At 60.6% G+C, this 26,406-nt stretch carries 29 protein-coding genes; 1 reads left to right on the forward strand and 28 read right to left on the reverse strand.

The annotated features are described in order from the left end of the window. Window positions 1-24: 24 nt before the first annotated feature. The 27 genes from ORL50_RS24290 to ORL50_RS24420 all read right to left on the reverse strand — a co-directional run bounded on the left by ORL50_RS24290 (window position 25) and on the right by ORL50_RS24420 (window position 24,555). On the reverse strand, window positions 25-954 hold the full coding sequence (locus tag ORL50_RS24290) for a PfkB family carbohydrate kinase (RefSeq protein ID WP_266018728.1): 930 nt from the start codon (window positions 952-954) through the stop codon (window positions 25-27). After that, window positions 947-2,413 (reverse strand): purine-cytosine permease family protein, encoded by a 1,467-nt coding sequence (locus ORL50_RS24295; protein ID WP_266018729.1) that lies wholly within the window; start codon window positions 2,411-2,413, stop codon window positions 947-949. The genes ORL50_RS24290 and ORL50_RS24295 overlap by 8 nt, the downstream gene beginning before the upstream one ends. A gap of 69 nt (window positions 2,414-2,482) precedes the next feature. Next, window positions 2,483-3,481, reverse strand: a complete 999-nt coding sequence (locus ORL50_RS24300; protein WP_266018730.1) for an ADP-ribosylglycohydrolase family protein — start codon at window positions 3,479-3,481, stop codon at window positions 2,483-2,485. After that, on the reverse strand, window positions 3,478-4,191 hold the full coding sequence (locus ORL50_RS24305; protein WP_266018732.1) for a GntR family transcriptional regulator: 714 nt from the start codon (window positions 4,189-4,191) through the stop codon (window positions 3,478-3,480). The genes ORL50_RS24300 and ORL50_RS24305 overlap by 4 nt, the downstream gene beginning before the upstream one ends. Before the next feature lie 218 nt (window positions 4,192-4,409). Next, window positions 4,410-5,378: an L-arabinose ABC transporter permease AraH gene (gene araH, locus ORL50_RS24310; protein WP_266018734.1), complete on the reverse strand. Its 969-nt coding sequence runs from the start codon at window positions 5,376-5,378 to the stop codon at window positions 4,410-4,412. A gap of 11 nt (window positions 5,379-5,389) precedes the next feature. Beyond that, window positions 5,390-6,934: an L-arabinose ABC transporter ATP-binding protein AraG gene (araG, locus tag ORL50_RS24315; RefSeq protein WP_266018736.1), complete on the reverse strand. Its 1,545-nt coding sequence runs from the start codon at window positions 6,932-6,934 to the stop codon at window positions 5,390-5,392. Window positions 6,935-6,997: 63 nt separating this feature from the next. Then, window positions 6,998-8,002 (reverse strand): substrate-binding domain-containing protein, encoded by a 1,005-nt coding sequence (locus ORL50_RS24320; protein WP_266018738.1) that lies wholly within the window; start codon window positions 8,000-8,002, stop codon window positions 6,998-7,000. A 119-nt stretch (window positions 8,003-8,121) separates the two neighbouring features. Continuing rightward, a complete protein-coding gene (locus tag ORL50_RS24325; RefSeq protein ID WP_266018740.1) occupies window positions 8,122-8,940 on the reverse strand; it encodes an SDR family oxidoreductase in 819 nt (272 codons plus the stop codon). A gap of 198 nt (window positions 8,941-9,138) precedes the next feature. Next, the gene (locus ORL50_RS24330; protein ID WP_266018742.1) at window positions 9,139-10,014 is read right to left on the reverse strand and encodes an SMP-30/gluconolactonase/LRE family protein; all 876 of its coding nucleotides are present in this window, start codon (window positions 10,012-10,014) and stop codon (window positions 9,139-9,141) included. 45 nt (window positions 10,015-10,059) lie between these two features. Continuing rightward, window positions 10,060-10,776 (reverse strand): FadR/GntR family transcriptional regulator, encoded by a 717-nt coding sequence (locus tag ORL50_RS24335; RefSeq protein WP_266018744.1) that lies wholly within the window; start codon window positions 10,774-10,776, stop codon window positions 10,060-10,062. Window positions 10,777-10,973: 197 nt separating this feature from the next. After that, window positions 10,974-11,534: a DUF1285 domain-containing protein gene (locus tag ORL50_RS24340; RefSeq protein WP_266018746.1), complete on the reverse strand. Its 561-nt coding sequence runs from the start codon at window positions 11,532-11,534 to the stop codon at window positions 10,974-10,976. Between the two features lie 14 nt (window positions 11,535-11,548). Continuing rightward, the gene (locus tag ORL50_RS24345) at window positions 11,549-12,157 is read right to left on the reverse strand and encodes a DUF4823 domain-containing protein (RefSeq protein WP_266018748.1); all 609 of its coding nucleotides are present in this window, start codon (window positions 12,155-12,157) and stop codon (window positions 11,549-11,551) included. Between the two features lie 98 nt (window positions 12,158-12,255). Beyond that, window positions 12,256-13,224 (reverse strand): GTP 3',8-cyclase MoaA, encoded by a 969-nt coding sequence (locus ORL50_RS24350; protein ID WP_266018750.1) that lies wholly within the window; start codon window positions 13,222-13,224, stop codon window positions 12,256-12,258. 138 nt (window positions 13,225-13,362) lie between these two features. Next, window positions 13,363-14,001 carry a TetR/AcrR family transcriptional regulator gene (locus ORL50_RS24355; RefSeq protein ID WP_019689364.1) on the reverse strand — a complete coding sequence of 213 codons (639 nt, stop codon included), beginning with the start codon at window positions 13,999-14,001 and terminating at the stop codon, window positions 13,363-13,365. A 343-nt stretch (window positions 14,002-14,344) separates the two neighbouring features. Continuing rightward, entirely contained in the window at window positions 14,345-15,130 is a 786-nt protein-coding gene (locus tag ORL50_RS24360) for a TatD family hydrolase (protein ID WP_266018754.1), read from the reverse strand. Window positions 15,131-15,144: 14 nt separating this feature from the next. Beyond that, window positions 15,145-15,501: a PilZ domain-containing protein gene (locus tag ORL50_RS24365; RefSeq protein WP_266018756.1), complete on the reverse strand. Its 357-nt coding sequence runs from the start codon at window positions 15,499-15,501 to the stop codon at window positions 15,145-15,147. Between the two features lie 32 nt (window positions 15,502-15,533). Continuing rightward, window positions 15,534-16,520: a DNA polymerase III subunit delta' gene (locus ORL50_RS24370; protein WP_266018757.1), complete on the reverse strand. Its 987-nt coding sequence runs from the start codon at window positions 16,518-16,520 to the stop codon at window positions 15,534-15,536. Further along, entirely contained in the window at window positions 16,513-17,145 is a 633-nt protein-coding gene (gene tmk, locus ORL50_RS24375) for a dTMP kinase (RefSeq protein ID WP_266018759.1), read from the reverse strand. Before tmk ends, ORL50_RS24370 begins: the two co-directional genes overlap by 8 nt. A 19-nt stretch (window positions 17,146-17,164) precedes the next feature. Then, on the reverse strand, window positions 17,165-18,394 hold the full coding sequence (gene mltG / locus ORL50_RS24380) for an endolytic transglycosylase MltG (protein WP_266018760.1): 1,230 nt from the start codon (window positions 18,392-18,394) through the stop codon (window positions 17,165-17,167). A gap of 3 nt (window positions 18,395-18,397) precedes the next feature. Further along, window positions 18,398-19,213 carry an aminodeoxychorismate lyase gene (gene pabC, locus ORL50_RS24385; protein WP_266018762.1) on the reverse strand — a complete coding sequence of 272 codons (816 nt, stop codon included), beginning with the start codon at window positions 19,211-19,213 and terminating at the stop codon, window positions 18,398-18,400. Then, complete coding sequence (gene fabF / locus ORL50_RS24390) at window positions 19,213-20,457, reverse strand: beta-ketoacyl-ACP synthase II (RefSeq protein WP_266018763.1); 1,245 nt, start codon at window positions 20,455-20,457, stop codon at window positions 19,213-19,215. The genes pabC and fabF overlap by 1 nt, the downstream gene beginning before the upstream one ends. Before the next feature lie 107 nt (window positions 20,458-20,564). Beyond that, the gene (gene acpP / locus ORL50_RS24395; protein WP_004371293.1) at window positions 20,565-20,801 is read right to left on the reverse strand and encodes an acyl carrier protein; all 237 of its coding nucleotides are present in this window, start codon (window positions 20,799-20,801) and stop codon (window positions 20,565-20,567) included. 191 nt (window positions 20,802-20,992) lie between these two features. Further along, the gene (fabG, locus tag ORL50_RS24400; RefSeq protein ID WP_266018768.1) at window positions 20,993-21,736 is read right to left on the reverse strand and encodes a 3-oxoacyl-ACP reductase FabG; all 744 of its coding nucleotides are present in this window, start codon (window positions 21,734-21,736) and stop codon (window positions 20,993-20,995) included. A gap of 16 nt (window positions 21,737-21,752) precedes the next feature. After that, entirely contained in the window at window positions 21,753-22,691 is a 939-nt protein-coding gene (gene fabD / locus ORL50_RS24405; protein WP_266018770.1) for an ACP S-malonyltransferase, read from the reverse strand. A 125-nt stretch (window positions 22,692-22,816) separates the two neighbouring features. Then, a complete protein-coding gene (gene plsX, locus ORL50_RS24410) occupies window positions 22,817-23,827 on the reverse strand; it encodes a phosphate acyltransferase PlsX (protein WP_266018772.1) in 1,011 nt (336 codons plus the stop codon). A 4-nt stretch (window positions 23,828-23,831) separates the two neighbouring features. Then, on the reverse strand, window positions 23,832-24,014 hold the full coding sequence (rpmF, locus tag ORL50_RS24415; RefSeq protein ID WP_008152339.1) for a 50S ribosomal protein L32: 183 nt from the start codon (window positions 24,012-24,014) through the stop codon (window positions 23,832-23,834). A 13-nt stretch (window positions 24,015-24,027) separates the two neighbouring features. Continuing rightward, window positions 24,028-24,555, reverse strand: a complete 528-nt coding sequence (locus ORL50_RS24420) for a YceD family protein (RefSeq protein ID WP_004371317.1) — start codon at window positions 24,553-24,555, stop codon at window positions 24,028-24,030. 105 nt (window positions 24,556-24,660) lie between these two features. On the opposite strand from ORL50_RS24420, the gene ORL50_RS24425 reads away from it, so the two are divergent. Continuing rightward, the gene (locus tag ORL50_RS24425) at window positions 24,661-25,239 is read left to right on the forward strand and encodes a Maf family protein (protein ID WP_266018802.1); all 579 of its coding nucleotides are present in this window, start codon (window positions 24,661-24,663) and stop codon (window positions 25,237-25,239) included. A 161-nt stretch (window positions 25,240-25,400) separates the two neighbouring features. Here ORL50_RS24425 and sppA read toward each other — a convergent pair whose 3' ends face one another. Beyond that, complete coding sequence (gene sppA / locus ORL50_RS24430; protein ID WP_266018803.1) at window positions 25,401-26,390, reverse strand: signal peptide peptidase SppA; 990 nt, start codon at window positions 26,388-26,390, stop codon at window positions 25,401-25,403. Window positions 26,391-26,406: the final 16 nt, after the last annotated feature.

Consider the following 26,406-nt stretch of genomic DNA (forward strand, 5'->3'; position numbering starts at 1 on the left):
CCCGGCTTGCCGGCGATGGTCATTTCAGGCGCAGCAGGTCTTGCTGATCAACTCATCTACCTCAACCGAGCCAGGCGAAGTTGCCGGCCCCCAGCGGGTTACCGCCAAGGCCGCCGCTGCATTGGCTCGCCGCGCCGCTTCGAGCATCGCAAGCCCCTGAGCCAAACCGGCGATGAATACGCCGGCATGGGCATCGCCGGCACCATTGCTGTCCACCGCTTCTACCTTGAAACCTGGCACATGCTGGCATAAGCCAGACTGACTGACCCAGCACCCCTGTGGCCCATCGCGCACCACCAGCAATACGTTTTCCGCCAAGTGATCAGCCAACAAGACCAACGCCTGGGCAATCTCCGTCGCACCGGTAAAACGCAGCGCCTCGACGCCGTTGCTGGTCCACACGTCAATGCGCGGCAACAGCGCCTGCATCAACGGCGCGTCCGGCGAGTCCACCAGGGGCCCCGGATCAAACACCACCTTGATCTCGCCTGGCAGCGCCAGCACCCAATCCACCAAGGCCTGGGCCTTGCCGACGTGCAGCAGGCTGTAGCCACTGACGTAGACATAATCCCCCGCCTCGACCGGCACACTGGCCAGGTCCTCAGCGCTCAGTTCGCCTTCAGCCCCAATGTAGGAAATGAAAGTGCGTTCCGCCGACGCCTCGGTCACGGCGACGCACAAACCGGTATCTAGAGTGGCGCGGTGAGCAATGCCGATCTGAATGCCTTCTGTCTTCATCGCTTCCCTGGCCAGGTCGCCAAAACGACCAGTACCGTGCCGCCCGAGATAGACCACGGGCAAGCCATTACGCTGCGCGGCAGCCATGACATTGAAGCCACCCCCGGCCTCGAAGCTGGCCGACTGCGCCAACACGTCGCCCCCGGATTGAGGCAACTTGTCCACCGCCATGACCAGGTCGATGATGACCTGACCGGTGTGCAGCAATCTAGGCATGTGCGTTCTCGATCAGTCCCGGGCGACGATCACGCGCTCCGCCCAATAGCCAATAAACCCCGCCCGCCACCAGGAAGGTGACGATCCAGCCAAGGCCGTTATGCCCCAGCCAGGAATCGGACAGGAAGCCACGGAACCACTGGGTTTGCTCAGTGGTGCCAATGGTGGTGAAGCTGTAACCCAGAACGATTGCCAGCGCCCAGGCACCAAATGCGCGCCACTCGATGCCACCGCGATACCAGTAGGCACTGCTCGGGCTGACGTCCAGCAGGTCCGTCGGGCTGTAGTAGTGACGGTGAATCAGGTCCACTACAAAGATTCCCACCCAGGCCGTGATCGGCACCGCCAGCAGCGAAATGAAGGTGATGAAGGGACCGTAGAAACTGTCGGCTATCAGCATGAAATAGATGGAACCGGCGAAGATTGCGACGATGTCCACCACCACCGCATAGACCCGCTTGACCTTGAGCCCAAGGGTCAAGGTCGTCAGGCCTGCGGAGTACACCGACAGGTTGTTCGACAGCAGCAGTCCGCCGAACGCAGTGATCAGGTATGGCACCGCCATCCAGGTTGGCAGCATGTCGCGGATTGCGACGATCGGGTCGGTGGCCGAGGCCAGGTCATCGTTGCCCACGGACAGCAGGCCGCCCAGAGTGATCAGCAACACCAGCGGAATGCCTGCACCAAACGCGGCCGACGCCACCAGCCGCACTGCCTTGACGCTGCGATGCTGGTAGCGCGACATGTCGGCGCCAGCATTCGCCCAGCCGATCCCGGTACCCGCCGCCATGGTGCCGACCCCAATGATCATCGCGCTCAATGGCGCCGGCGTGGCGTCGAACACGGCGCTCCAGTCGATGGTGGCGCAGAGGAAGCCACCCACCAGAATATTCAGCGCGCCGAATACGTAGGTCGCCCATTTCTGGATGACCAGCAACGTAGCGTGACCAAGACCGGAGACCGACAAGGTCAGCAGCACGAAAATCGCAATGAAGATCAGCGTCAGCATCGGAGCGCTTTTGGCTTCTACCGGCGAACCGAACAGGATCGAGCACAGCGACAGCAGAACGAATGCGGCAGTGGTGGTGTTGACCGTTTCCCAGCCTAGGCGCGACATCAGCGAGACCAGAGTCGGGCCAATGTTGCCGCGTACGCCGAAGATCGCCCGGGATAAGGTCAGGCTCGGGGCGCGGCCCCGGCGTCCGGCAATGGAGATGATGCCCACTACCGCGAAAGAGCCTGCAGCCCCAAGGATCGCCACGATGATCGCCTGCCAGATCGCCAGGCCGCGAAAGGCTACCAGCGTGGCCCCCAGCGGCAGGCCGAGGATGGAAATGTTGGCGGCGAACCAGACCCAGAACAGCTGCAGCGGATGACCGTTGCACTCCGCTTCGGGGACCGGTTCGATGCCTCGGGTTTCCAGTTGCCCGGCGTTCTGCCCGGTGCTTGATGAACTCATGAAAATGCTCCTGGTGCCATTTTTTGTGTTTGTAGGCAAAAACGAACTTACGACGCGCGCCCTGTGCGGTCAGCGCAAAGCCAAAAGCCCCTGCACCAACGGCTCCAGCGCCAGCCCATTGACGGCTTTGACCTTGTCGATCATCTCGGCAGGCCAGATGTCCATTCCAAGGCAAGCACCCAGCATCGCGCCGAGGATCGCCGCGATGGTATCGGTGTCGCCCCCCAGGCTCGCGGCCATGCACAGCGCCTCGAACCCACGCATTTCGCCGATGGCCACCTGCTGCGCCAAGGCAAATGACACCACCACCGATTCCTGGGAGGCCACGGAAGTGCCGATCACGTCGTAGAGCAAATCGGCGAGTAACGCCTTGTCGCTGTCGATGCTGATGGTCCGAGCCCAGCTGATGCGTGAAGCCATCCGACCGCCAGCGACCCAGTGGCCATGACTCTCGGCCTGCTGTGCGACCTGTTGGCCAAGATTGAGCGCCTCGCCCAGGTCCATGCCGTTGATGCCCGCCGAAACCACCGCCGCCACTGCCGCTGCGCTGGAAATTCCCAGGGTGGTGTTGTGGGTGACTTGGCAGGCCTGCACCACGGACTGAATGAAACGTTCGGGGTCGGCAATGTCCGCTGCGATGCCCACCGGCGTAATACGCATGGCCGCGCCGTTGGTGGTGCCGTAGCGACCGGCCTCGGCCGGCGAATGCCCCGCCAGGATCATTTCGATCGCACGCTTGGTCGAGGGGCCCAGCAGATCCTGCGATCCCTTGGCCTGCATCTCGGCCTCCCATTCGATCAGGCGCTGGGCAAGCACCGAGGGCTCTATTCGGCCCTGCCCCTCGATCAGCAACTGACCGACCAGAATCGCCTGCTCGGTGTCATCGGTGATTGAACCGGCGGGCATATTGGCTGCGATCGGCTGATCGGGACCGGCATCCTGCAGGTCGTTGATCGCGCCGAATCGCGCCTTGATGTCAGCGCGACTGAGCGACTGCGTCGGCATGCCCAGCGCATCGCCCAGGGCCAGTCCGTAGAACGCACCCAGGGCGCGGTTAAGCAGAGTCATTGCGAGGTTCCAAACTGCAGGTGCAGTCGAAAATGCACGGGATCGAGCAGGCTTTCGACCTGTTCCATGAAACGGTTTTGCCGGTCGTAGGTAGTGCGCAAGGCCTTGAGAAACACCGTGCCGACCGGGCGTCCGAGCAATTGCGCATCCTCGGCATTCAGTGGTTCTGCGCCGATCCATTGATCGCCGCGCTCGCCGATATAGCCGTAGGCCGCCAGGGTGATGGTCAGTGAGTTGTCGATCAGGCCGACCCGCGGCAGGCTTTCCAGGCCACCGTTGGCTGGCATCAAAGAGCGTTCAAGGGACACCAAGGTGCCGTCGTTAGAGCGCCGACGGCGGTCCAGGGTGATGAATTTTTCAGTACCAAAACGCGACAGCAGATCAGGCCGGTCCACCGCCTCCAGGCGCAGCACTTCGGTGTTGACCAATGCCCCGCTGTCGGCCAGCGCCTGGGCCCAGCCGCTGCGCTGGTCAAGCACCACGCCGTCGAACGTGACGATCGACCCCACCCCGCTTTGCGTGGCGATGTAGTTGCGCCGTTTTAGTTCGGCCAGGGCTTCACGCAACGTGCCGCGGCTGACTTTGAATTCCTGAGCCAGCTGATGCTCGCCTGGCAGCAGGAAGCCGTCCTCCATGAGGCCGCTTTCGATGCGCCGGACAAGCTCGTCGACCACCCGTTGTTTCTTGTCAAATCGTACCTGTCTAATCATGTACAAAGAGATACCCGAAACGAGGCTTGGCGGGCAAGGGATATTTCAGGAAGGTGACAGATGGGAGGTGTCCGCTTCGCGGCCAATCGCGAGCAAGCTCACTCCTACAGGGGAGATGCGTCGTTCACAAAACTTGTGAGCAACACTTATCAACTGTAGGAGTGAGCCTGCTCGCGATCGCAATTTGTCAGTCTACATCGCAGGCAACTGTCGGCGTTTCAGCGTTGCTTGAGGCGGTCTATCACCACCGCGAGCAACAAAATCGAACCGCGAATTACATACTGGTAAAAGGTATCGATGTTCTTCAGGTTCATCGCATTCTCGATGATCGCCAGAATCAACACCCCGGCAATCACATGCCGGATCATGCCGACCCCACCGCTAAGCGATACCCCGCCCAACACGCACGCCGAAATCACCGTCAGCTCGAAGCCCTGCCCTATCATCGGCTGGCCGGACGTCATTCGCGAAGCCAGGATCACCCCGGCCAAGGCGCCAATCACCCCGTGCACGGCAAAGATGATGATCTTCGTCCGATCGACATTCACCCCCGCCAGCAATGCCGCCTCCTGGTTGCCTCCGATGGCCATGGTGTTGCGCCCATAGGTGGTGTAGTTGAGCAACCAGCCGAAGAACAGGAAGCACACGAGAGTGATCAGGATCGGCACCGGCACGCCGAATAACTGGCCGTTGCCGAAGACGAAAAACGACTCCTGCGACACACCAACCGCTTTGCCGTTGGCGAAAATATAGGCCAGGCCTCGCACGATCTGCATGGTCGCCAAGGTGGTGATCAACGCATTGACCCGCAGCTTGGCAATCACGATCCCGTTGATCAGCCCGACAATCAGGCCCATCACCAGTGCCGCGCTGACTCCCAGAAATACGCTGTCGGTATCGCGCATGACCACCGCCGCCACGACGCCAGCGCAGGCAATCACCGAGCCCACCGACAAATCGAAATGCCCCGACGCCAGGCAGTACAACATGGTGCAGGCAGCAATCCCCGTGGTCGAAATCGCCAGTCCCAGGCCACGCATGTTCAGGGGAGAGAGAAAGTTGTCGATCAGCAGGGTGCACAGCACGAAGATGCCGACAGCTGCCAGCAACATCACCCAGTCATCCAGAAAGCGCCGCAGATCCAGGGGTTTGCGCGGGGTTGGCAGGGCATCGTTTTGGCTCGTCATATAGTCACCTCTCAGTTCGCCACGCCGTCAGCGCGTTGGCGCGGCAAAGCCAGTTGCAGCAGGTTGGATTCATTGGCCTGTTCGCGGGCCAGTTCGCCGCGCAGCGCGCCTTCGCACAACACCAGGATGCGATCGGAAATCCCCATCACTTCCATCAGGTCGCTGGACACCACGATCACCGCGATGCCGCTGGCGGCCAGGTTGTGGATGATCTGGTAGATCTCGGCTTTGGCGCCGATATCGATGCCGCGGGTGGGCTCGTCGAGCAGCAAGACTTTCATCGGCATTGACAGCCAGCGGCCGAGAATCGCCTTCTGCTGATTGCCACCGGACAGGTACATGATTTTTTGCGCGGCATCCGGCGTCTTCACTTTCAGCGCCTTGATCTGCTTGTCGGCGTTGCCCTTTTCCCACAGGCCACGCAGCAGGCAGCCGAAAGTCGAGTGCGCGCCGCGAGCGCTGATGTTGATGTTTTCCGCCACGCTGGAGAGCGGCATGATGCCCTCCTTCTTGCGATCCTCGGGACACAGCAGAATGCCTGCAGCAATGGCATCCCGTGGCGAGCGCAGTTTCAGCTCATGGCCGCGCAGGAGCAGGCTCCCGGCAGTGTTGCGTTCAAGCCCGCTTAGCATGCGCAGCAGCTCCGTACGACCGGCGCCAACCAGGCCAAACAGCCCGAGGACCTCGCCTTTGTGCACCTCGAAACTGACCGCCTCGCGCAACCCCGGGCCGCGCAAACCGTCGACCTTGAGCGCCACAGCGCCACGCTGCCGGGGGCGATAATCGTAGATGTCCTGGATGTCGCGACCGACCATGCAGGTCACCAACTGATCGTGGCTCAGCTGGCTCATGTCGTCGAAGGTGCGCACGTAGCGCCCATCCTTGAACACCGTGACCGCGTTGCACAGGCGGAACACCTCTTCCATGCGATGGGAGACATACAGCACCACTTTGCCCTCATCGCGCAGGCGCCCGATGATCGCCATCAAGCGATCGATTTCCCGCGCCGACAGGCTGCTGGTCGGCTCGTCAAAGGCGATCACATGCGCGCCGCGAGACAACGCCTTGGCAATCTCTACCAGCTGCCGCTGCCCCAGGGACAGGCGCCCGACTTTTTCCTGAGGATCGATCTCATCGGCCAGGCCCTTGAGGCAGGCCAGCGCCTGTTGCCGCAGCAGCGTGCGATTGATCAGGCCGAAACTGGCAGGCAAGTGCCCCAGGAACAGGTTTTCCGCCACGGTCATTTCCGGTACCAGGTGCAGCTCCTGGTGGATTACCGCAACTCCGCTGCCGATACTGTCGGCGGTGGATTTGAATACTCGGGTTTGCTCGCCGATTTGCAGGTCGCCGCTGCTCGGGGTGTAGGCGCCACCGAGAATCTTCAGCAACGTGGATTTGCCGGCGCCGTTCTCGCCCATCAAGGCGTGGACCTGCCCCGGGTGTGCGGTGAAGCTGATGCCATCCAGCGCCTTGACGCCCGGGAAGGTCTTGCCGATCCCGTTGAAGCGCAGGCTGGCGCCGCGAGCGGGTTGTCGTTCGTGTGTTTGCGCGTGCATAACCACCTCATCAAACAGATCAGGCAGCCCCATGCCGGGGCCACCAGTGGAGTCAGCCGGTCATCAGTTCCAGAGGCCGATCTTTTCCAGTTCCTGCTTGAAGTTGTCGCGGGTGATCAGGGTAACGTCGTCCATCGCCGTGTATTTTGCCGGCTCTTTGCCGGTAGTGACCCACTCATACATCATGCTGGCGGTGTTGTAGCCTTCGATGTGCGGGCTGGGCAGCATCGAGCCGAAGAAGCCGCTGTTGGGCTTTTTCAATTCGCCGATGGCGTCAGTGCCATTGATGCCGATGCCGATCACGTTGGCTGCCGCAAAGCCGGCACTTTCGGTGGCGCGCACGCCGCCGAGCACCGTGTTGTCGTTCATCCCACCAATAATCAGGTTCTTCGCCGCGCCCGGGAGTTTGACCAGCGCTGAGTTGGTGGCGTCCATGCTGCCCGGCACATCAAGGGTCTTGAGCGCCGAAAAGAGGATGTGATCCTTGGGCATACCGGCGTCTTCCAACGCCTTGACCGAGCCATCGGTGCGCTTTTTACCGGTGTCGAGTTCGTTGTAGGTGTTGATGACGGCGTAGGTGTCTTTCCAGTCCCAGCCGCGTTTTTTCGCTTCGGTGGCCATGGCGTCCCCCTGTTTCTGGCCGACTTCGAAAGCCGCCATGCCCAGGTAAGGAACGTCTTCCATGAACTTGCCGCTGGCATCGACGAAGCGGTCGTCGACGGCGATCACCTTCAACCCGTTGAGCTTGGCTTTGGCCATGATCGCCGGGCCCAGGGCCACGTCCGGAGGGCAGATCACAAAGCCCTTGGCACCGTTGGCGGCCAGGCTGTCGATGGCCGACAGGGTTTTCTCGCCATCCGGCACGGCGATCTTGATGACAGTGAAGCCTTTGTCCTTGCCGGCTTTTTCAGCGAAGGCCCATTCGGTCTGGAACCAGGGCTCTTCCGCCTGCTTGACCAGGAAACCGATCTTGACTTCCTCGGCCGCCAGCAAGCTGCTGCCGAGACTGACTGCAGTGACCGCCAGGGCTGCACGGCATAGGGAGCGAATCCCTCGACGACGATTCATTAGCTGACTCCTTGTTATTGTTTTTGAGCGTTAGGTTAAAACCGTTAAAGCGAGCAAATAGTCATATCGTATGATGATTGAATTTCGGACGTACATAGGGCGCCTGAAGGTTAATTAGGTCAGTCGTGGTACATCACCGAGCGACCACCGTCGATAGTGATGCACGACGCATTGATAAACGGGGCCTCGTCACTGGCCAGGAATACCGCGGTCATCGCCACTTCCATGGGCTGGCCGATGCGGCGTGGCGGATGCAGGTCGAATGCGCGCTGACGCTCGGCGTGCGGGTCGGCGAACCCGTTCCAGTAATCGACATTAAGCTGCGTCTCGATGTAGCCAGGGGCGATCGCATTGACGCGGATGCCCTTGGGCGCATATTCGATGCCCAGGGCGCGGGTCAGCCCGAGCAGGCCATGCTTGGCCACTGGGTACGGAAAACAACCCGGGATAATGTGGGTGGAATGGGTCGAGGCGATGTTGATGATGCTGCCGATGCCTTGTTCGATCATCTGCGGCAGTACCGCCTTGCAGCCATACCAGGCGCCGTCCAGGTCGATGGCAAAGCAGCGACGCCAATCTTCCTCGGTCATTTCCAGGGGATCGCGGAACACGTTGACCCCGGCACAGTTGATCAGCACGTCGATCCGCCCGTGCAGCTCGATCGCCAGGCGCGCCATCCGGTGCAGGTCATCCTGCCGCGATACGTCTGCCTTCACCGCCTGGACATCAAAGCCCTTGTCCCGCCAGTGCGCCGCCACCTTCTCGACTTTCTCGCCCTGAATATCGCTGATCACCAGCCTGGCCTGCTGCGCGGCAAAAGTGGCGACGATGGCCTCGCCGATCCCCTGGGCGGCCCCGGTCAGGAGCACCACCTTGTTTTTCAGGCGCTCCCCTTTGGGCGGCTCCGGAACAGGCGGCAAGGAAAGAGGTTCAGCCATGGGTCAGGACTCCTTTTTGCAGGCACGACGAAAACCGGGCATCTGTCGAGGTCCGGTCGCAATTCGGGTGGGAAAATCGCAGCATCGCTTCACCTGTATTGTTTTTGTAGGTGTGAGTGCGTGGAACTGATGCGGCCGACTATAAACCGGACCACAAGAAAATCTCAATATATAATTTTAAGTCCCATATTTAGGGATTTATCCAGCAAAGCGCTGACAGGCCTTTCCTGCCACATCAACTTCAAGCGCCAGCAACGCCCCGTCCAGCGGGTGATTACGCGGACTCGCGGCGCTGGTGATGTAAAGGGTCCGCAGGTCCCGACCGCCGAACACGCAGCTGGTGGGGCGGCTGACCGGCAGCTCGATCACGCGGTCGACCTGGCCTTCGGGCGTCAGCCTGAGCAGGCAGCTGCCGTCCCATCGAGCGTTCCAGATATGGTCCTGGGCATCCATGGCCGAGCCGTCCGGAACGCCCCGCGAGTGGGGGCCGAACCAGACACGCGCCGGGTCAAGGTTGCCGTCGGTGCGGATGAAATGCTGATACAGGGTGCCGCCCAGGCTGTCACCGAAGTGCACGGTGGTCTGGTCATCACTCCACAGCAGGGTGTTGGGAATGCCCAACCCGCGCAGCAGCGGTACGACGCGACCTTCATGATTGATAAGGAACAGACCACCGCAGCGACGAGTCACCGGCAAGTCCTCGCCCCCGGGGCCGATATTGTTCTGCATGGTGCCCAGCCACAGCCGTCCCTGGGCATCGCAACGCGCTTCGTTCGCACGGTTGCCCGGCTGTGGATCAGCTACACAGAACAGCGTGAGGCGTGGTTCAAGCCCAGGGGAGTCAAGGTCGAGGCGGTAGACGCCACTGCTCAAGGTCACCAGCGCGTCACCACTTGCACAAGGAATGAAGGCCGACACGTGCTCCGGCATCTCCCAGATCTGCACATTGGCACCGATCAGGCGCAGTGCCTGCTTGCCAGCGATATCGACCCAATACAGCGCCTGGGTCGCGGCGTCCCAGAACGGACTTTCGCCCAGCTGGGCGCGGTGTTCGGTTACTGCAGTGCACGCCATGAAACCTCCTGCCTTGTTCTGTTTTTTTTATGTGCAGCGCGGTCGTCAGCTGGCTTTTTTATCCGCCATGACTTTCGGGTAGTGACGTTTGATGGCCAGGTCGGCGTTGTCGATCAGGGTCATGCAGGCCCAGACTCCGCGTGCCGCATCTCGGGCGGCAATGGCGTCGGCGATGTCCCGATGGATCGGCAGGGTTCGGCGCAGTTCGTCCGGATCGGTAGCGGATACCTCGAACGACACGGCCAGCAGCGCGCCGAGAGCCGGGACCATCTGTTCGATGAATTGATTGTGGCTGGCGGCGAGTATGCATTCGTGGAACAGCTGGTCGGCGCGGTTGTAATCGATGCCGCTGTCGACCGCCCGCTCAAGGGCATTGAAGGCCTGGAGGATCGCCTGGACCTGTTCGGCGGAGGCCCTTTCGCACGCCCAGCGCACGGCCATCGGTTCGATGGTGCGGCGCAGGTCCAGGAGGTCGTCGACGAAGTTTTCCGGCAGCCCGCTACGCGACAGCCAGCCCACCACCTGGGGATCAAACAGATTCCAGCGGCGCATCGGCAACACCCGGGTGCCGACTTTCGGGCCGACTTCGAGCATACCTTTGGCGACCAGGGTCTTGATGGCTTCGCGGATAACGGTGCGACTGACACCCAACTGTTCGCCCAGGTCGGCCTCGACCTTGATGGTCGCGCCGGGTTTCACCTGGCCGGTGGCGATCCAGCAGCCCAGCCAGTCGACCGTCGATGCGTGAAAGCTGCTGGACATGGAGACCTCGATGCTGGGGCGACGTTGAGCCGCTCGCGATGGAGGTCCACGCTAATCATCATATGATTGGGTGTCAATGGGAATTCGGGGTGCCGGCATACCGCGTTATCGTTCATCGCGGGCAAGCCTTGCTCCCACAGGGCTGGCATAACACCTGTGGGAGCAAGGCATACCGCGATGGCGTCAGTATTGAAGAATCAGGGCTCAAGCCCGATCGGGAAGAACTCACCACCGCTCCACACCCCAAGCCAGCGCTGCCCATCGATCTCCCGGGTCACGGCCAGCTCCACCAATTGGTAGAACACATTGCGATGGATCAGCGCCTCGAGATTGGTCCGCACATGCACGTACGGCGCCGGCTCCTGGGTGACCGTATCGATCACCACGCGGATGGCGTGCTCGACGCCCGCCTCGGTCGTTTCCTCGACGTTGGTGGTAAAACGCAGCAACTGCGCCTCACCCTCGCCTTCCACCTCCACGGCAATGGCGACGAACGGCGCGTCATCGACCTTGATGCCGACCTTCTCGACCGGCGTGATCAGGAAGTAATCATCACCGTCGCGACGAATGATGGTGGAGAACAGCTTGACCATCGGCTTGCGTCCGATCGGCGTGCCCAGGTAGTACCAGGTGCCGTCCCGGGCTATGCGCATATCGATGTCGCCACAGAAGTCGGGATTCCACAGGTGGACCGGCGGCAGGCCTTTGGTCTTGGGGATCTGCCCCAACAGGTCGTTGGCTTTTTGCGGTCCGCTCATGGTGTGCTCCTTAATTATTGATCACTGATGCCCAACAGGCTTCGCGCGTACTGCTCAAGCGGCGGGCCCATCAGGTCCTCTGGCCTGGAGTCGTGGAACGTCAGCAAACCGCCGCGACTCTTGATGCGTGCAGTATCGATCAAATACTGGGTGCTGGTCTCGATCAACATGATTTGAATGACGCCAGTATCGACGCCCAGGCGGTCCACGGCTTCCTGATCGAGCCACTCATCGGAGTTGCCGATGCGGTCGTCGGCCTTGGCAAAGCGTGTATACAGCAGATAGTGAGCGCCCACTGCGCGGGCTTCACCCATGGCCTGGTCGAGGCCTTCAGGCGCACGAGCGCGGCGTACCATAGGGAAGTATTCGATGAATCCATCGAAGGCGACTTCGGCGATGGCGTTGGGCCGCGGGTAGGCCGTGCCGCCAGGCGGCGCAAAGGCGCCCTGGGCGATATAGACGAAGGAGTCCGGCTGGATCCGCAGGTTATTTGCCCGACGGCTGTCACTGTGGTCGAGCAGGCCGGCATCGCTCATGTGATAACGGGTGCCCTCGGCCATATCGCTGACGTTCATGCAACCGCCAAGCGCCAAAATGGCCAGCAGCAATACCGGGTTACGCATCCTGTCCTCCAGAGGCCGGTGACGGAAAACCGGCGAATGGGCGTTGGATGCAGCTTCCGCGCCAGACTGAGTTGCACACCTAACCACTTCTTGCGCGATCAGCCGCCGATGATCTTCATGATGGTCGCGCCGCCGGAGAACGCCACTTCCTGCTTGTCTCCCAGCGCCTTCACCAGCAGGCGCTGCAAGGCCGGCAGGGCCTGGTGGCGCGGCTTGTCCAGCAGGTCGCCGACATAATGGCGGTTGCTCGACGACAGGCAGCCATGCAGCCAGCCCGTGGACGACAGACGCAGCCGCGAACAGGTACGGCAGAACGGCACGCTTTCGTTGGCAATGACCCCGAAATGGCCCAGCCCCGGGATCTCGTAGCGCACTGCCGTGGCATCCACGGGCGCATCGGCCTGCAGGTATTCGTAGCGCTCGCCAATCAGGTCGAGCAATTGCTGCAGGCTGACAAATTGCTGCAGGAAGGCATTGGAGTCACTGGCAAGGTGCCCCATGCGCATCAGCTCGATAAACCGCAGCTCATAGCCGCGTTCCAGGCAGTAATCGAGCAGCGGCATCACTTGGTCAAGGTTCTGCCCGCGCAGCGGCACCATGTTGACCTTGATCTTCATGCCCGCCGCGCTGGCCTGGTTCATGCCATTGAGCACGGTCGCCAGGTCGCCGCCACGCGCGATGCTGCGGAACGCGGCGGCATCCAGGGTATCGAGGGACACGTTGATGCGGCGGATACCGGCGTCCACCAGCAACGGCAGCTTCTTCGCCAGTAACTGGCCATTGGTGGTCAGGCTGATGTCTTGCAGCCCCATCTTGCCGACGGCGGTCATGAAGGCTTCAAGTTTCGGACTGACCAGCGGCTCGCCACCGGTGATGCGCAAGCGCTCGATGCCAGCGGCCTCGATCAGATAGGCCACGCCGCGGGCCATGGCATCGGCCGACAGTTCATCCTGCGCAGCCACCAGCCGCTTGCCATCGGGCACGCAGTAGGTACAGGCGTAATTGCAGGCTGAGGTCAGGCTGATCCGCAAATTGCGAAAACGCCTGCCTTGACGGTCAACGATCATGGAGCACTCCGGCGAAAGGAAATGGAACAGCTAAAACTTGACTCACAAATCAAGTTTTAGCAAGTCCCATGCCTGAGTATATTCCTGCGGTATGCGCCATGGGGTGAATATCATGGCGCAATCAAGCTGCTGAATGGCTCAGCTGCTCGGCGTGTCGGTGTCGCGCTTGCGCTTGTTGCCCATGCGCACGCCGATGTCCATCAGGAATTGGAAGAAGCCTTCCTGATCTTCCAGCACATTGCTCCAGAACGGCGAGTGATACAGCGCCACGGCACCGTGCACCAGCGCCCAGGAAGCGCAATAGTGGAAGTAAGGTGGGACATCTTCGAGCTTGCCTTCGCTGATCCGGCCCTTGATCAACAGGGTCAGGCGTTCGAAGTTCGAAGCGCGGATCTTGTGCAGCTCCTCGACCATCTCCGGCACTTGGTTGCCCTTGACCACCTTTTCTTCAAGGCGATCGAACAACCGGTAGCGTTGCGGATCGCGCATGCGGAATTCGAAGTAGGCGCGGGACAGCGCTTCCTTGTCCTTGTCGACATCGGCGGAGTGCAACAGCTCGTTCAGATCACGCTCGTAGTCGAGCATCAGGCGCAAGTAGATCTCGGCCTTGGACTTGAAGTGCTTGTAGATCGTGCCTTTGCCGATACCGACGGCATCAGCAATCATCTCGACGGTGACACTGTCTTCACCTTGTTCGAGGAACAGCTTGAGCGCGGTATCGAGAATTTCCTGCTCGCGGCGACGAAACTCACGGACCTTACGAGGTTCTTTATGCATAAGAAAAAGGTCTGTAGGGGTCAAAATTCGAAGCCGCGTATTATGCCTAACTTGCGCCAAAATGCACGGATCATCCGACCATATCTGTGTTTCTTGAGGTTTTCCTGCACGTTGGCCGGTTGATGAGAACTCTTCCGAAGCGCGCGTATTCCAAAATTGTTTAAAAACCTGACCGGCTAAACTGGACTCGGCGCAATACTGATCAATACTTCAACTGTCGACGGGACATCTCCCCCAAGTGTCGCGACGATAAAGGTACCAACGGACCGCGTATCTTTGTTTTACTCCTAATGGTCTTAACCCGGATTCACCCCCCAGAACCCGGGTTTTTTTTGCCTGCGATTTAACCTTTCACGTGCGCCAACGGAAACAGCCGCTTGAAATTCTCGGTGGTTTGCGCGGCCAATTGCTCGTAGGACGTCCCGCGCAACATTGCCAGAAATTCCGCTACCTCGCGCACGTACTGCGGCAGGTTTGGCTTGCCTCGATGGGGAATGGGTGCCAGATACGGCGAGTCGGTTTCCACCAGCAATCGATCAGCCGGGACCTTGCTGGCGACATCGCGCAGGGCATCGGCATTGCGGAAAGTGACAATCCCGGACAAGGAAATGTAATAACCCATGTCCAGGGCCGCTTTTGCCATCTCCCAGTCTTCGGTGAAGCAATGCAGCACCCCAGCCTGAGGCAGCGCGGCTTCGCGCAACAGATTCAAGGTGTCGGCGCGGGCGCCACGGGTGTGAATGATCACCGGCTTGCCGGTCTGCTGCGCGGCCTGCAGATGCAGGCGGAACGATTCCTGCTGCAACTCGGCCGCTTCCGGCTCGTAGTGGTAGTCCAGGCCGGTCTCACCGATGGCCACCACCCGCGGATGGTTGAGTTCCTGCAGCAACCAGTCCAAAGCCGGGGCCGCACCCGGCTGGACATCCAGCGGATGCACGCCAACCGAGCAGTCGACGTCTTCGTAACGCTCGGCCAGGGCCTTGACGTCGGCGGCGTTGTCGACGCTTACGCCAATGCACAGGAAGTGTCCGACACCCCGCTCCCGGGCCGCATCCAGCGCGGCATCCAGTGAGCCGTTGTGCGCGGCGAGGTCGAGTCGATCAAGGTGACAATGGGAATCTACGAGCATAAAAGGGCTGCAACTTACATCGTATGAGTGGGACGGTCGGACTTCAGGGCTCCGGCCAGATGGGTTTCGATGCGACTGCGGGCGGTGTCGTCACCGTCATTGAACTGCACGCCGACACCGGCGGCGCGGTTGCCCTGGGCACCTTTTGGCGTGATCCAGGTGACCTTGCCGGCGACAGGAATCTTCTCGGCTTCGTCCATGAGGCTGAGCAGCATGAACACTTCGTCGCCCAGCCGATAACTCTTGTTGGTCGGAATAAACAGGCCGCCATTCTTGATGAAGGGCATGTACGCCGCATACAGCACCGACTTGTCCTTGATGGTCAGGGACAGGATGCCGTTGCGCGGTCCGGAATTGAGGGGTTCATTCATGCTGACCTCCACGGCTGATGTTCAAAGTCTAGTCACTTCTGGCCGGGCAAAGACGCCCATTGCACCAACAACGCCTCGAGCAGTAATACTCTGTTCAGGTTGGCTTTGCTCATGACTTTCTGACGCTGGGCGAGGATCCAGTCCTGGATATTCAGGACTTTACCCTGGGCCGACTTCTGCGCCAGGTATTGAATCACTTTACGCATATCTGCCAGGCCGAGCCCTTCTTCATCCTGGGTCAATTGATAACGCAGGATCAGGCTGGACCAGTCGCAGAACCAGTCGAACAGCAATAACAGCGGAATCGCATTCCAGCCTTCGGCCAATTGCGTCGGCGACTGCTGTTGCTTGAGCAGTTTCTTCACCCCGTCGACCACCAGCGCCCGCTGCTCACGCACCCCTTGGGCCTGCAACTTGACCGCTGCCAGTGGCGAACCGGCGGCCAGGGTCAGCAGCTCCACGCGCTCCTCTTCGGAACAGTCGGGTAAGGTCTGCGCAAGCCAGGCCAAGCTCATGGCCTCGCCGGGCAGTGGACAGGCCTGCTGCACGCAACGGCTCTTGATGGTCGGCAACAGCCGACTGGTCTGGTGGCTGACCAGCAGCAGCACAGTGTCGCCGGAAGGTTCTTCAAGGCTTTTAAGCAAGGCGTTCGCGGCGTTGATGTTCATCGCCTCGACGGGCTCGATCAGCACCACTTTGCGCCCGCCCATCTGCGCGGTCTGCACCACAAAACTCACCAGCTCGCGAACCTGGTCGACCTTGATCGCCTTGTCCGCCTCTTCCGGTTCGAGGATGTAGTTGTCCGGATGGCTGCCGGCCTTGAGCAGCAGGCAGGATTTGCATTCGCCGCAGGCATCCTGGGCAGTCGGGCGCTGGCACAGCAGGCTGGCCATCAAGCGCTCGGCCAATGCGCGCTTGCCGATTCCGGCGGGGCCGTGCAACAGGTAGGCATGGGCGTGCTGCTTGCGACCGGCCAGTTGCTGCCAGAGCGAGTCCTGCCAGGGATAGGCTTCAGCCACGGGCCAGCTCCAGCAGACGCGGGAGCAAGGCGTCCAGGGACTGCTGGACCTGCACCAGAGGTTGCGCAGCATCGACCCGCACATAACGCGCGGGATCGGCTTCAGCGCGCTTGAGGAACGCGCTGCGCACCGCATCGAAGAAAGTCCGGCCTTCCAGCTCGAAGCGATCGAGGCGGCCACGGGCACTGGCACGCGCCAGCCCGACTTCCACCGGCAGGTCGAAAATCAGCGTCAGGTCCGGGCGCAGGTCGCCCTGCACGAATGTTTCCAAGGTGGCAATACGCTCCAGGGACAGGCCACGGCCACCACCCTGATAGGCATAGGTGGAATCGGTGAACCGGTCACACAGCACCACCGCCCCCCGGGCCAATGCCGGGCGGATGACTTCGGCCAGATGCTGGGCACGCGCGGCGAAAACCAGGAGCAGCTCGGTGTCCGGGTTCATGACTTCTTCGACCGGGGCCAGCAGCACTTCACGAATTCGCTCGGCCAGCGCAGTGCCGCCCGGCTCGCGGGTCAACACCACCTCGATACCGGCGGCACGCAGGCGCTCGGCCAGGTATTCGCGATTGGTGCTCTTGCCGGCACCCTCGGGGCCTTCCAGGGTAATAAACAAGCCAGTCACAGGCAGTCCTTAGTCAGGGTCATTGCGGGCTTTGCGACGGGGCGGCGTCCGGTTCGGCGGCAGGCGCCGATGGCGACTCCTGCGGTGCTACCTGGGGCAAAGCCTCGGGATCAGGATTGGGCGACGCAGCGGGGATCGGCGCCTCGTCGACCGGGGTTACGGTATCGGGTGCTTCAGTTGCCGATGTTTCGGCGGGTGCTGTCCCAGGCGCAGCTGCCGGTGCCGGGCTGGACCGATAATCGGCGCGACGCTTGAGCTGGTATTCGCGCACTGCATTGTTGTGTGCATCCAGGTCGTCGGAAAAGACATGACTGCCATCACCACGGGCAACGAAATACAGGCTACTGCCAGACACCGGGTTCAAGGCCGCGTGAATCGCTTCGCGCCCGACCATGGCGATCGGAGTCGGTGGCAGGCCGGAAATCATATAGGTGTTGTAAGGCGTCGCTTCCTTGAGATGGGCGCGAGTCAATTTGCCACTGTAGCGATCGCCCAGGCCGTAGATCACGGTCGGATCAGTTTGCAGGAGCATGCCCAGCGCCATGCGGCGCACGAATACCCCGGCAATCTGGCCGCGCTCTTGCGGCACGCCGGTTTCCTTCTCCACCAGGGAGGCCATGATCAGCGCCTGGTATGGGTCGGCGTAGGGCAGATCGGAGGCCCGCTGGTTCCATTCCCTGGCAAGCACCTCGTCGAGGCGCTCGTAAGCGGTCTTGAGCAGTTCGAGATCACTCATGCCGCGAACGAAACGATAGGTATCGGGAAAAAAACGCCCCTCTGGAAAAATCCCCGGGTGGCCGAGTTTTTCCATCACCTGGGCATCGCTCAAACCTTCGAGTGTCTGTTCGAGTTTTTCATCCTTGGCCAACGCCGCGCGGACCTGATGGAAATTCCAGCCCTCGACCAGCGTCACGCTGTATTGCACCACGTCCCCGCGTTTCCACGAATCGATCAAACCTTCGACGGTCATGCCAGGCTGCATGCGGTATTCGCCGCTGTGCAGGGGTTGTCCGGCGAGGTTGAAACGCCAGTACACACGAATCCAGAACGCATCCTTGATGACGCCTTCGGCTTCGAGTCGGTTGAAAGTGCGGGTGGGCGTCGTACCCTTGGGTACTTCAAGCATTTGTTCCTGGGTGACGTTCAGCGACTGGTCCAGCGCAGAATGAATTTTCCAGGCAGAAGCGCCGAACAACAGCCCCGCCAGAACCAGTCCGGTTTCCAGCAGCAGCAAGAATTTACGTCTCACGAATCAAGCATCCAATAGCGCACGGGCAATGGTTTGGAGTTTACGGGTGAGCGGCCCAACCGGCCAGCTCAGTGCAGCATACGCGCGCACCGGCCAGATGCCGTAAACACTGTTACAGACAAAGACTTCATCAGCCCATTGCAGCTGTTCCAGGGTGATATCGATGATTTGCACAGGGATCGCCGATGACTCGGCTTGAAACAATATTTCAGCGCGCATCACCCCGGCGACTCCGCAACGCTGGAGATCGGCGGTGAGCAGCACGCCATCACGCACCAGAAACAGGTTACTGAACACGCCCTCGATCACCCGTCCGGCCTGGTCGAGCATCAGGCCTTCGGCGTGATCAGCGTCTTGCCACTCGGAGCGAGCAATGACCTGCTCCAGGCGATTGAGATGCTTGAGACCGGCAAGCAAAGGCTGCAGGGACAGCCGGGTCGCGCAAGGGAACAGGCGCACGCCCTGCTCCGCGTGTGTCACCGGATACGTCGCAGGGGGATTGCCCAGCATGATGCGTCGCGCCGCAGCGACAGGGTCCGGTGCGTAGCCGCGAGCACTTTCGCCACGGGTGACGATCAGCTTGAGTACGCCATCACCGAGCGCCTGGGCATAGGCCTGCAGCTCGGTGCGCACCAGCACGCCATCAAGGTTGATAGCCAGGCGCTGGCATCCCTTGAGCAAACGCTCCAGGTGGCGGTCCAGCAACACCGGCTGGCCATTGCGCACGGCGATGGTCTCGAACAGACCATCGCCATAGGCCAGGCCGCGATCCTTCAGCGACAGAGCGTGCGCCGGCTGACCGTCGACCCAGCTGTCCATCAGCCAGCGAACCGGCGGAACACCAGCGAGCCGTTGGTACCGCCAAACCCGAAGGAGTTGGACAGCACCACATCGATATCCATGTTGCGCGCGGTGTGCGGCACAAAGTCGAGGTCGCAGCCTTCATCGGGTTCATCGAGGTTGATGGTCGGCGGCGCCACCTGGCTGTTGATCGCCAGCACACTGAAGATCGCTTCAACCGCGCCCGCCGCACCCAGCAGGTGACCGGTCATGGACTTGGTCGAACTGACGGCCAGTTTGTACGCATGCTCACCGAACACCGACTTGATCGCACAGGCTTCGGCAAGGTCACCGGCCGAAGTCGAGGTACCGTGGGCGTTGATGTACTGGACCTGGTCGCTGTTGATCTTCGCATCGCGCAAGGCGTTGGTGATGCAGCGGGCAGCACCCGCACCGTCGGCTGGCGGCGAAGTCATGTGGAACGCATCGCCACTGGTGCCGAAACCGATCAACTCGGCGTAGATGGTCGCGCCGCGAGCCTTGGCGTGCTCCAGTTCTTCGAGGACCAGGGCGCCCGCACCGTCGGACAGTACAAAGCCGTCACGGCCTTTGTCCCATGGACGGCTGGCACGGGTTGGCTCGTCATTGCGGGTCGACAGCGCCCGGGAGGCACCGAAGCCACCCATGCCCAAGCCACAAGCGGCCATCTCGGCGCCACCGGCGATCATCACGTCGGCTTCGTCGTACATGATATTGCGTGCCGCCATGCCGATGCAGTGCGTACCTGTGGTACAGGCCGTGGCGATGGCGTAGTTGGGCCCCTGTGCTCCGAGGTGGATGGACAGGAAGCCGGAAATCATATTGATGATCGAGCCGGGCACGAAAAACGGCGAAATCCGTCGCGGGCCGGAATCATGCAGGGTACGGCTGGTTTCTTCGATGTTGGTCAGGCCGCCAATGCCCGAGCCCATGGCGACGCCGATGCGTTCGCGGTTGGCATCGGTGACTTCCAGGCCGGCATTTTTTACTGCCTGAAACCCTGCGGCCAGACCGTATTGAATGAACAGGTCGAGCTTGCGCGCTTCCTTTACCGACAGGTATTCCTCGACATTGAAGCCCTTTACCGAGCCGCCAAAACGGGTGGAATAGGCAGAAAGGTCAGTGTGTTCGATCAGACCAATGCCACTGCGGCCAGCCAGAATGCCCTGCCAGCTGCTCGGCACATCCGTGCCCAGTGGCGACAACATACCCATACCGGTGACTACGACGCGTCTACGCGACACAGCACTCTCCTTTTTCAAATGACGACTTTGCATCAGGCCTAAAGAAAAAACCGCACGCCATGAGGCAGTGCGGTTTTTCCATGACAGCAAGCAACGACTACAAACTATTACGCCTGGTGGCTGGTAACGTAGTCGATTGCAGCTTGTACAGTAGTGATCTTCTCAGCTTCTTCGTCAGGGATTTCGGTCTCGAATTCCTCTTCCAGAGCCATCACCAGCTCAACGGTGTCAAGGGAGTCAGCACCCAGGTCTTCAACGAAGGAAGCGCTGTTAGTCACTTCTTCTTCTTTTACGCCCAGTTGCTCGGCAACGATTTTCTTGACGCGCTCTTCGATGGTGCTCATACCTTGTTTTCACTCCTAATGGACAAATTCAGGCAGCTGGCCAGTGGGTAAGTGTATAGAAAGACTTTTCAGTTTTTCAACTGAAAGCTTCACTCCTCTAACCCTGCAGCCCGATGCCTATAAATAGATTGCAGCTTTATAACGGATTTTAGACAGCTCGTATGACATTTTTTTGAAACAGTCCGTCACATTTAACTCATGTACATCCCGCCGTTCACCGGGATTGTAGCCCCAGTAACGTAAGCCGCACCGTCGGATGCAAGAAAAGCGACCACAGACGCGATCTCTTGTGCTTGTCCCAGACGGCCCAGCGGAATCTGCGTCTGCAAGGCTTCACGCTGCGCCTCAGGCAGTTCACGGGTCATATCGGTGTCGATGAACCCAGGGGCCACCGAGTTTACCGTAATCGAGCGCGAACCGACTTCACGCGCCAATGCACGACTGAAACCTTCCAGACCGGCCTTGGCGGCAGCGTAGTTTACTTGGCCTGCGTTGCCCATGGCACCCACAACCGAGCCAATACTGATAATTCGTCCCCAACGCGCCTTGGTCATGCCGCGCAAAACGCCCTTGGACAGGCGGAACAGACTGTTCAGGTTGGTATCGACGACGTCATGCCATTCGTCATCTTTCATCCGCATCATCAGGTTATCGCGGGTGATACCGGCGTTATTGACCAGGATCGCCGGCGCACCGAACTGTTCGGAGATGCTCGCCAACACCGCTGCCACGGACTCGTCACTGGTGACATTGAGTTCCAGGCCAGTGCCTTGGATGCCGTTTTCCTTCAGGGTAGCGGCAATGCGCTCGGCCCCGGCGGCGGAAGTCGCAGTGCCCACGACAATGGCGCCCTGACGACCCAGTTCCAGGGCGATAGCCTGGCCGATACCGCGGCTTGCGCCGGTGACCAGTGCAACTTTACCTTGCAGACTCATGCAAGCTTCTCCTGATTCAGGCCAACGCTGCACGAGCGGCAGCGAAAGCGTCTGGGGTATTGAGGTTGGATGTCGCTACACCGTCGGCGCAACGTTTGTTCAGGCCAGCCAGTACTTTGCCAGGGCCGCACTCGACCAGCTGGGTCGCGCCCTTGGCCGCCAGCGCTTGTACAGACTCAACCCAGCGCACTGGCTTGTACAGCTGCTCAAGCAGGTCGCGCTTGAGAGTTTCCAAGTCCGCCGGCACTGCTGCGCTGACGTTCTGCACTACAGGAATCTGCGGCGCCTGCCAGTCGATCGCGGCGATCGACTCGGCAAAACGCTCGGCTGCCGGGCGCATCAGCTCGCAATGGGACGGCACGCTGACCGGCAACGGCATGGCGCGCTTGGCGCCACGGGCCTTGCAGCCTTCGATAGCGCGCTCTACAGCGGCCTTGGCACCGGCGATAACCACCTGGCCCGGGGAATTGAAGTTGACTGCACTGACCACTTCACCTTGCGCCGCTTCGGCGCAGGCTGCCAGCACGTCGGCATCATCCAGGCCGAGGATCGCGGCCATGCCGCCCTGCCCGGCCGGAACAGCTTCCTGCATCAGCTGGCCGCGGCGCTCGACGAGCTTGACCGCGTCAGCCAGGCTCAGGCTGCCGGCAGCAACCAGCGCGCTGTACTCGCCCAGGCTGTGACCAGCCACGTAGGCCGGACGCGCACCGCCCTCTGCCAACCACAGGCGCCACAGGGCAATCGAGGCGGTCAGGATGGCTGGCTGGGTCTTGTCGGTTTGATTGAGTTGTTCTTCCGGCCCTTGCTGGGTCAGCGCCCACAGGTCATAACCGAGAGCATCGGAAGCTTCTTTGAACGTATCAAGGACAACCGGATATTGCGCGCCCAACTCGGCCAGCATGCCGAGGGACTGCGAACCCTGTCCTGGAAAGACGAATGCGAGGGAAGCAGACATGTAACAAGCCCCTAATGATCTTGTCGTCGGAGAATTGACGTCCCTCTTGGGGGACGCAAGAAACTGACAGTTGGATGGCCAATTGAACTGAGCGGTCACATTTAAGCATTGTCCGACGAAAACGCCTAAAGCAACAAATCCTCCAGACGACCGTGGATGCGTTCCGGCAGGTTTTCCTGGATCTCGATCAGCGCGCGGGATATAGCACTTTGAAACCCTTCCACCCCGGCCGAACCGTGGCTCTTCACAACGATGCCCTGCAAGCCGAGGAAGCTCGCGCCGTTGTGTCTGGCGGGTGCCAGATCGGCCTGCAGGCGCTTCATCAGCGGCAACGCCAAGGCACCGACCATGCGCGAGGCAACATTCTTTTTGAACAACGCTTCGATACGCCCGGCAATCATGGTGGCCAGGCCTTCGCTGGACTTGAGCAGGATATTGCCGACAAAACCGTCGCAGACCACCACATCCGCTTCGCCGCGGTACAGGCCATCGCCTTCGACAAAACCGATGTAGTTGATGCCCCGCGCCGCCTGCAGCAAGGTCGCAGCCAGCTTGACCTGCTGATTGCCCTTGATGTGTTCGGTGCCAATGTTCAACAACGCCACTCGCGGGCGGACGATGCCCAGCGTCTCGGCCGCCACCGACCCCATCACCGCAAACTGCAACAGGTGTTCGGCGCTGCAATCGACGTTGGCCCCGAGATCGAGCAACTGGCAGTAGCCCTTCTGCGTCGGAATCGCCGCGACCATCGCTGGCCGGTCTATGCCCGGCAAGGTCTTGAGCACGAAACGCGACAACGCCATCAGCGCCCCGGTATTGCCGGCACTGACACAGGCCTGGACCTTGCCATCGCGTAACAGCTCGAGGGCCACACGCATCGACGAGTCCGGCTTGCCCCGCAATGCCTGGGCAGGCTTCTCGTCCATGGTGATGATTTCGCTGGCGGGCACGATAGACAGGCGCGCGCGATCCGCAGCCGATTGGCCTGCGAGCAATTCTTCAAGGAGAGTGGGTTGACCGACGAGGGTCAGGTGCAGCGAGGGCGTAGCATTCAGACAAGCGAGGCTGGCCTGAACAATGCTGCGGGGACCGAAGTCCCCGCCCATTGCGTCAATCGCGATGACTTGAGCAGACAAGTGATTACTCGTCAGCGCCCTTGTCGATCACTTTACGGCCACGGTATACGCCTTCTGGCGATACGTGGTGACGCAGGTGAATTTCACCGGTGGTTTTTTCTACAGACAGAGTGCTTGCCGTCAGGGCGTCGTGCGAACGACGCATGTCACGGGCAGAGCGGGATTTTTTGTTCTGCTGAACAGCCATAATTGATTAACTCCTAAACGTTTGGGTCACGCTTTAACTGCGCCAATACACTGAACGGGTTGGACCGCGTTACCTCGTCCTCGCTCGGTTCGGGCTCATCGAGACCCGCCGGCTGCTGGCATTCTTCCGGATGATGAGCAGGCACAATGGGCAAGGCGAGCAGAAGCTCCTCCTCGATCAGTGACTGCAGATCCAATGGATCTTCGCCCAGTTCCAGCACGTCATAACCTTTCGGCAACGACTGGGTATTCGCACCCTCCTTCACCACAGCATAACTGCATTCGCTATGGATCGGCAGGGTGACCAGCTCAAGACAACGCTGGCAAACCATTTTGACTTCGGTGTCGATAAAGCTGTGGATTACCACAGACTTACGTTCATCTCGTTCAAAAACGAATTTCGCCTGCACCGTACCGACAGTGTCGGAAAGCGGGTCGCAGAGTCTCTCCAAATCGGCCAGCAGCAGTTCACCTTGAAGGGTGGTGCCACGGTCAGCCAATTTGCGCGGGTCAACGTGAGGTGGAATCGGGTCATTCAACATAGGCGCAGCATTATAGGGATGCACCCAGCCATGTCAAAGGAAATTCAGCCCTGTGCGTCACTTGGAAGCCTCGCTAGAATTCGCGACTGACTTCTGGAGTTGCGCATGCTGCCTTTATTACTCGCTTCAAGCTCGGTTTATCGCCGGGAATTGCTGGCCCGCCTGCAGTTGCCGTTCGTCTGCAGCTCGCCGGATATCGATGAAAGTCATCACCCGCAAGAGTCCGCGACGGACCTGGTCAAACGCCTGGCCAGGGAAAAAGCCCAGGCGCTGGCTGGCACTTTTCCCGACCACCTGATCATCGGCTCCGATCAGGTCGCGGTACTCGGCGAGCGCATCATCGGCAAACCGCACACGTTCGAGAAGGCACGGGATCAATTGCTCGCTGCCAGCGGCGCCAGCGTGACCTTCCTGACGGGCCTGGCCCTGCTCAACAGCCAGACCGGGCATTGCCAGGTCGACTGCGTGCCGTTCACGGTGCATATGCGCACCCTCGACCAGGCGAGCATCGAGCGCTACCTGCACGCAGAGCAGCCTTACGACTGCGCAGGCAGCTTCAAAGCCGAGGGATTGGGGGTGAGCCTGTTTCAAAGCACGCAAGGCCCTGACGCCACCAGCCTGGTGGGCCTGCCGCTGATTCGGCTGGTGGACATGTTGCTGGCGGAAGGAATACAGATCCCCTGAACACCACATCCCGTAGCAGCTGGCGAAGCCTGCGTTCGAGTGCGTAGCGCTCGCAAATCCGGATTCCGCTACCCGGCTGAATGGTCGCGACGCATGACCTGGCGAGCGCTGCGCACTCGAACGCAGGCTTCGCCAGCTGCTACGGACCGTATTTGCGGGGTTCAGCGCAACGACGGACCGTGGAAACCCATCCACATCGCCAATTGCTCAGCCACGCTGGCGCCCAGCTTCTTCGAGAAGCGGTCGAAGGTTGATTCCTGAACAGTGAAATCCACCAGCTCTTTCTCGCCGATGACATCGCGAGCCACAGAACTGGCACTGCCCAGACCATCGATCAACCCCAGCGGCAGCGCCTGCTCACCCGACCAGACCAACCCGGAGAACAGCTCCGGGTGCTCCTTGTCTTTCAGGCGATCGCCACGCCCCTTCTTCACGCTATTGATAAATTGCTGATGAGTGGTATCAAGCACGCCCTGCCAGAACTGAGTCTCCTCAGGTTTCTGCGGCTGGAACGGATCGAGGAACGCTTTGTGCTCGCCAGAGGTGTAGGTACGACGCTCTACCCCCAGCTTCTCCATGGTGCCAACAAAACCGTAACCGGCCGCCGTAACCCCGATGGAGCCCACAAGACTGGCCTTGTCCGCGTAGATCTGATCAGCAGCGCTGGCAATGTAGTACGCACCGGACGCGCCCAGGTCGGAGATGACCGCGTACAGCTTGGTGTCAGGGTGCAACGCGCGCAGGCGAACAATCTCGTCGTACACATACCCCGACTGCACCGGACTGCCGCCCGGGCTATTGATCCGCAGGACCACGCCCTTGACCTTGTCATCCTCGAACGCAGCTCGCAGGGCACCGACTATGTTGTCGGCACTGGCCTGCTCTTTGTCGGCGATCACGCCTGTGACCTCGATCAGGGCCGTGTAGTTGGGGCTGCGACTGGCAGCTTTTTCCATATCCATCAGCGGCGTGAACAGCATCAATGCGCCAAACAGATATACAAAGGTCAACAGCTTGAAGAAAATCCCCCAGCGACGGGACCGGCGCTGCTCCTGCACACTGGCGAGCAAAGTCTTTTCCAGCAACTGCCAGCTTTTCTCGTCACCGCTCTGCGCATCCGCCTTGGCGGGTGCTTTCCATTCGTCGGTCATGCCGTCTACCCCAAAA

It is taken from the genome of Pseudomonas sp. RIT-562, assembly GCF_026241895.1.
GTDB lineage: Bacteria > Pseudomonadota > Gammaproteobacteria > Pseudomonadales > Pseudomonadaceae > Aquipseudomonas > Aquipseudomonas mandelii_F.

Bases quoted from the DNA above. Each gene is read 5' to 3' on its own strand.
- ORL50_RS24420 (WP_004371317.1), bottom strand. From the start codon at position 24,555: ATGTTGAATGACCCGATTCCACCTCACGTTGACCCGCGCAAATTGGCT.
- ORL50_RS24300 (WP_266018730.1), bottom strand. From the start codon at position 3,481: ATGACTCTGCTTAACCGCGCCCTGGGTGCGTTCTACGGACTGGCCCTG.
- ORL50_RS24365 (WP_266018756.1), bottom strand. From the start codon at position 15,501: ATGAATGAACCCCTCAATTCCGGACCGCGCAACGGCATCCTGTCCCTG.
- ORL50_RS24295 (WP_266018729.1), bottom strand. From the start codon at position 2,413: ATGAGTTCATCAAGCACCGGGCAGAACGCCGGGCAACTGGAAACCCGA.
- ORL50_RS24325 (WP_266018740.1), bottom strand. From the start codon at position 8,940: ATGGCTGAACCTCTTTCCTTGCCGCCTGTTCCGGAGCCGCCCAAAGGG.
- ORL50_RS24360 (WP_266018754.1), bottom strand. From the start codon at position 15,130: ATGCTCGTAGATTCCCATTGTCACCTTGATCGACTCGACCTCGCCGCG.
- sppA (WP_266018803.1), bottom strand. From the start codon at position 26,390: ATGACCGACGAATGGAAAGCACCCGCCAAGGCGGATGCGCAGAGCGGT.
- araH (WP_266018734.1), bottom strand. From the start codon at position 5,378: ATGACGAGCCAAAACGATGCCCTGCCAACCCCGCGCAAACCCCTGGAT.
- ORL50_RS24340 (WP_266018746.1), bottom strand. From the start codon at position 11,534: ATGAGCGGACCGCAAAAAGCCAACGACCTGTTGGGGCAGATCCCCAAG.
- ORL50_RS24355 (WP_019689364.1), bottom strand. From the start codon at position 14,001: ATGCATAAAGAACCTCGTAAGGTCCGTGAGTTTCGTCGCCGCGAGCAG.
- araG (WP_266018736.1), bottom strand. From the start codon at position 6,934: ATGCACGCGCAAACACACGAACGACAACCCGCTCGCGGCGCCAGCCTG.
- ORL50_RS24335 (WP_266018744.1), bottom strand. From the start codon at position 10,776: ATGTCCAGCAGCTTTCACGCATCGACGGTCGACTGGCTGGGCTGCTGG.
- rpmF (WP_008152339.1), bottom strand. From the start codon at position 24,014: ATGGCTGTTCAGCAGAACAAAAAATCCCGCTCTGCCCGTGACATGCGT.
- ORL50_RS24425 (WP_266018802.1), top strand. From the start codon at position 24,661: ATGCTGCCTTTATTACTCGCTTCAAGCTCGGTTTATCGCCGGGAATTG.
- fabG (WP_266018768.1), bottom strand. From the start codon at position 21,736: ATGAGTCTGCAAGGTAAAGTTGCACTGGTCACCGGCGCAAGCCGCGGT.
- ORL50_RS24305 (WP_266018732.1), bottom strand. From the start codon at position 4,191: ATGATTAGACAGGTACGATTTGACAAGAAACAACGGGTGGTCGACGAG.
- ORL50_RS24350 (WP_266018750.1), bottom strand. From the start codon at position 13,224: ATGATCGTTGACCGTCAAGGCAGGCGTTTTCGCAATTTGCGGATCAGC.
- fabD (WP_266018770.1), bottom strand. From the start codon at position 22,691: ATGTCTGCTTCCCTCGCATTCGTCTTTCCAGGACAGGGTTCGCAGTCC.
- ORL50_RS24345 (WP_266018748.1), bottom strand. From the start codon at position 12,157: ATGCGTAACCCGGTATTGCTGCTGGCCATTTTGGCGCTTGGCGGTTGC.
- acpP (WP_004371293.1), bottom strand. From the start codon at position 20,801: ATGAGCACCATCGAAGAGCGCGTCAAGAAAATCGTTGCCGAGCAACTG.
- pabC (WP_266018762.1), bottom strand. From the start codon at position 19,213: ATGGACAGCTGGGTCGACGGTCAGCCGGCGCACGCTCTGTCGCTGAAG.
- ORL50_RS24290 (WP_266018728.1), bottom strand. From the start codon at position 954: ATGCCTAGATTGCTGCACACCGGTCAGGTCATCATCGACCTGGTCATG.
- ORL50_RS24330 (WP_266018742.1), bottom strand. From the start codon at position 10,014: ATGGCGTGCACTGCAGTAACCGAACACCGCGCCCAGCTGGGCGAAAGT.
- ORL50_RS24320 (WP_266018738.1), bottom strand. From the start codon at position 8,002: ATGAATCGTCGTCGAGGGATTCGCTCCCTATGCCGTGCAGCCCTGGCG.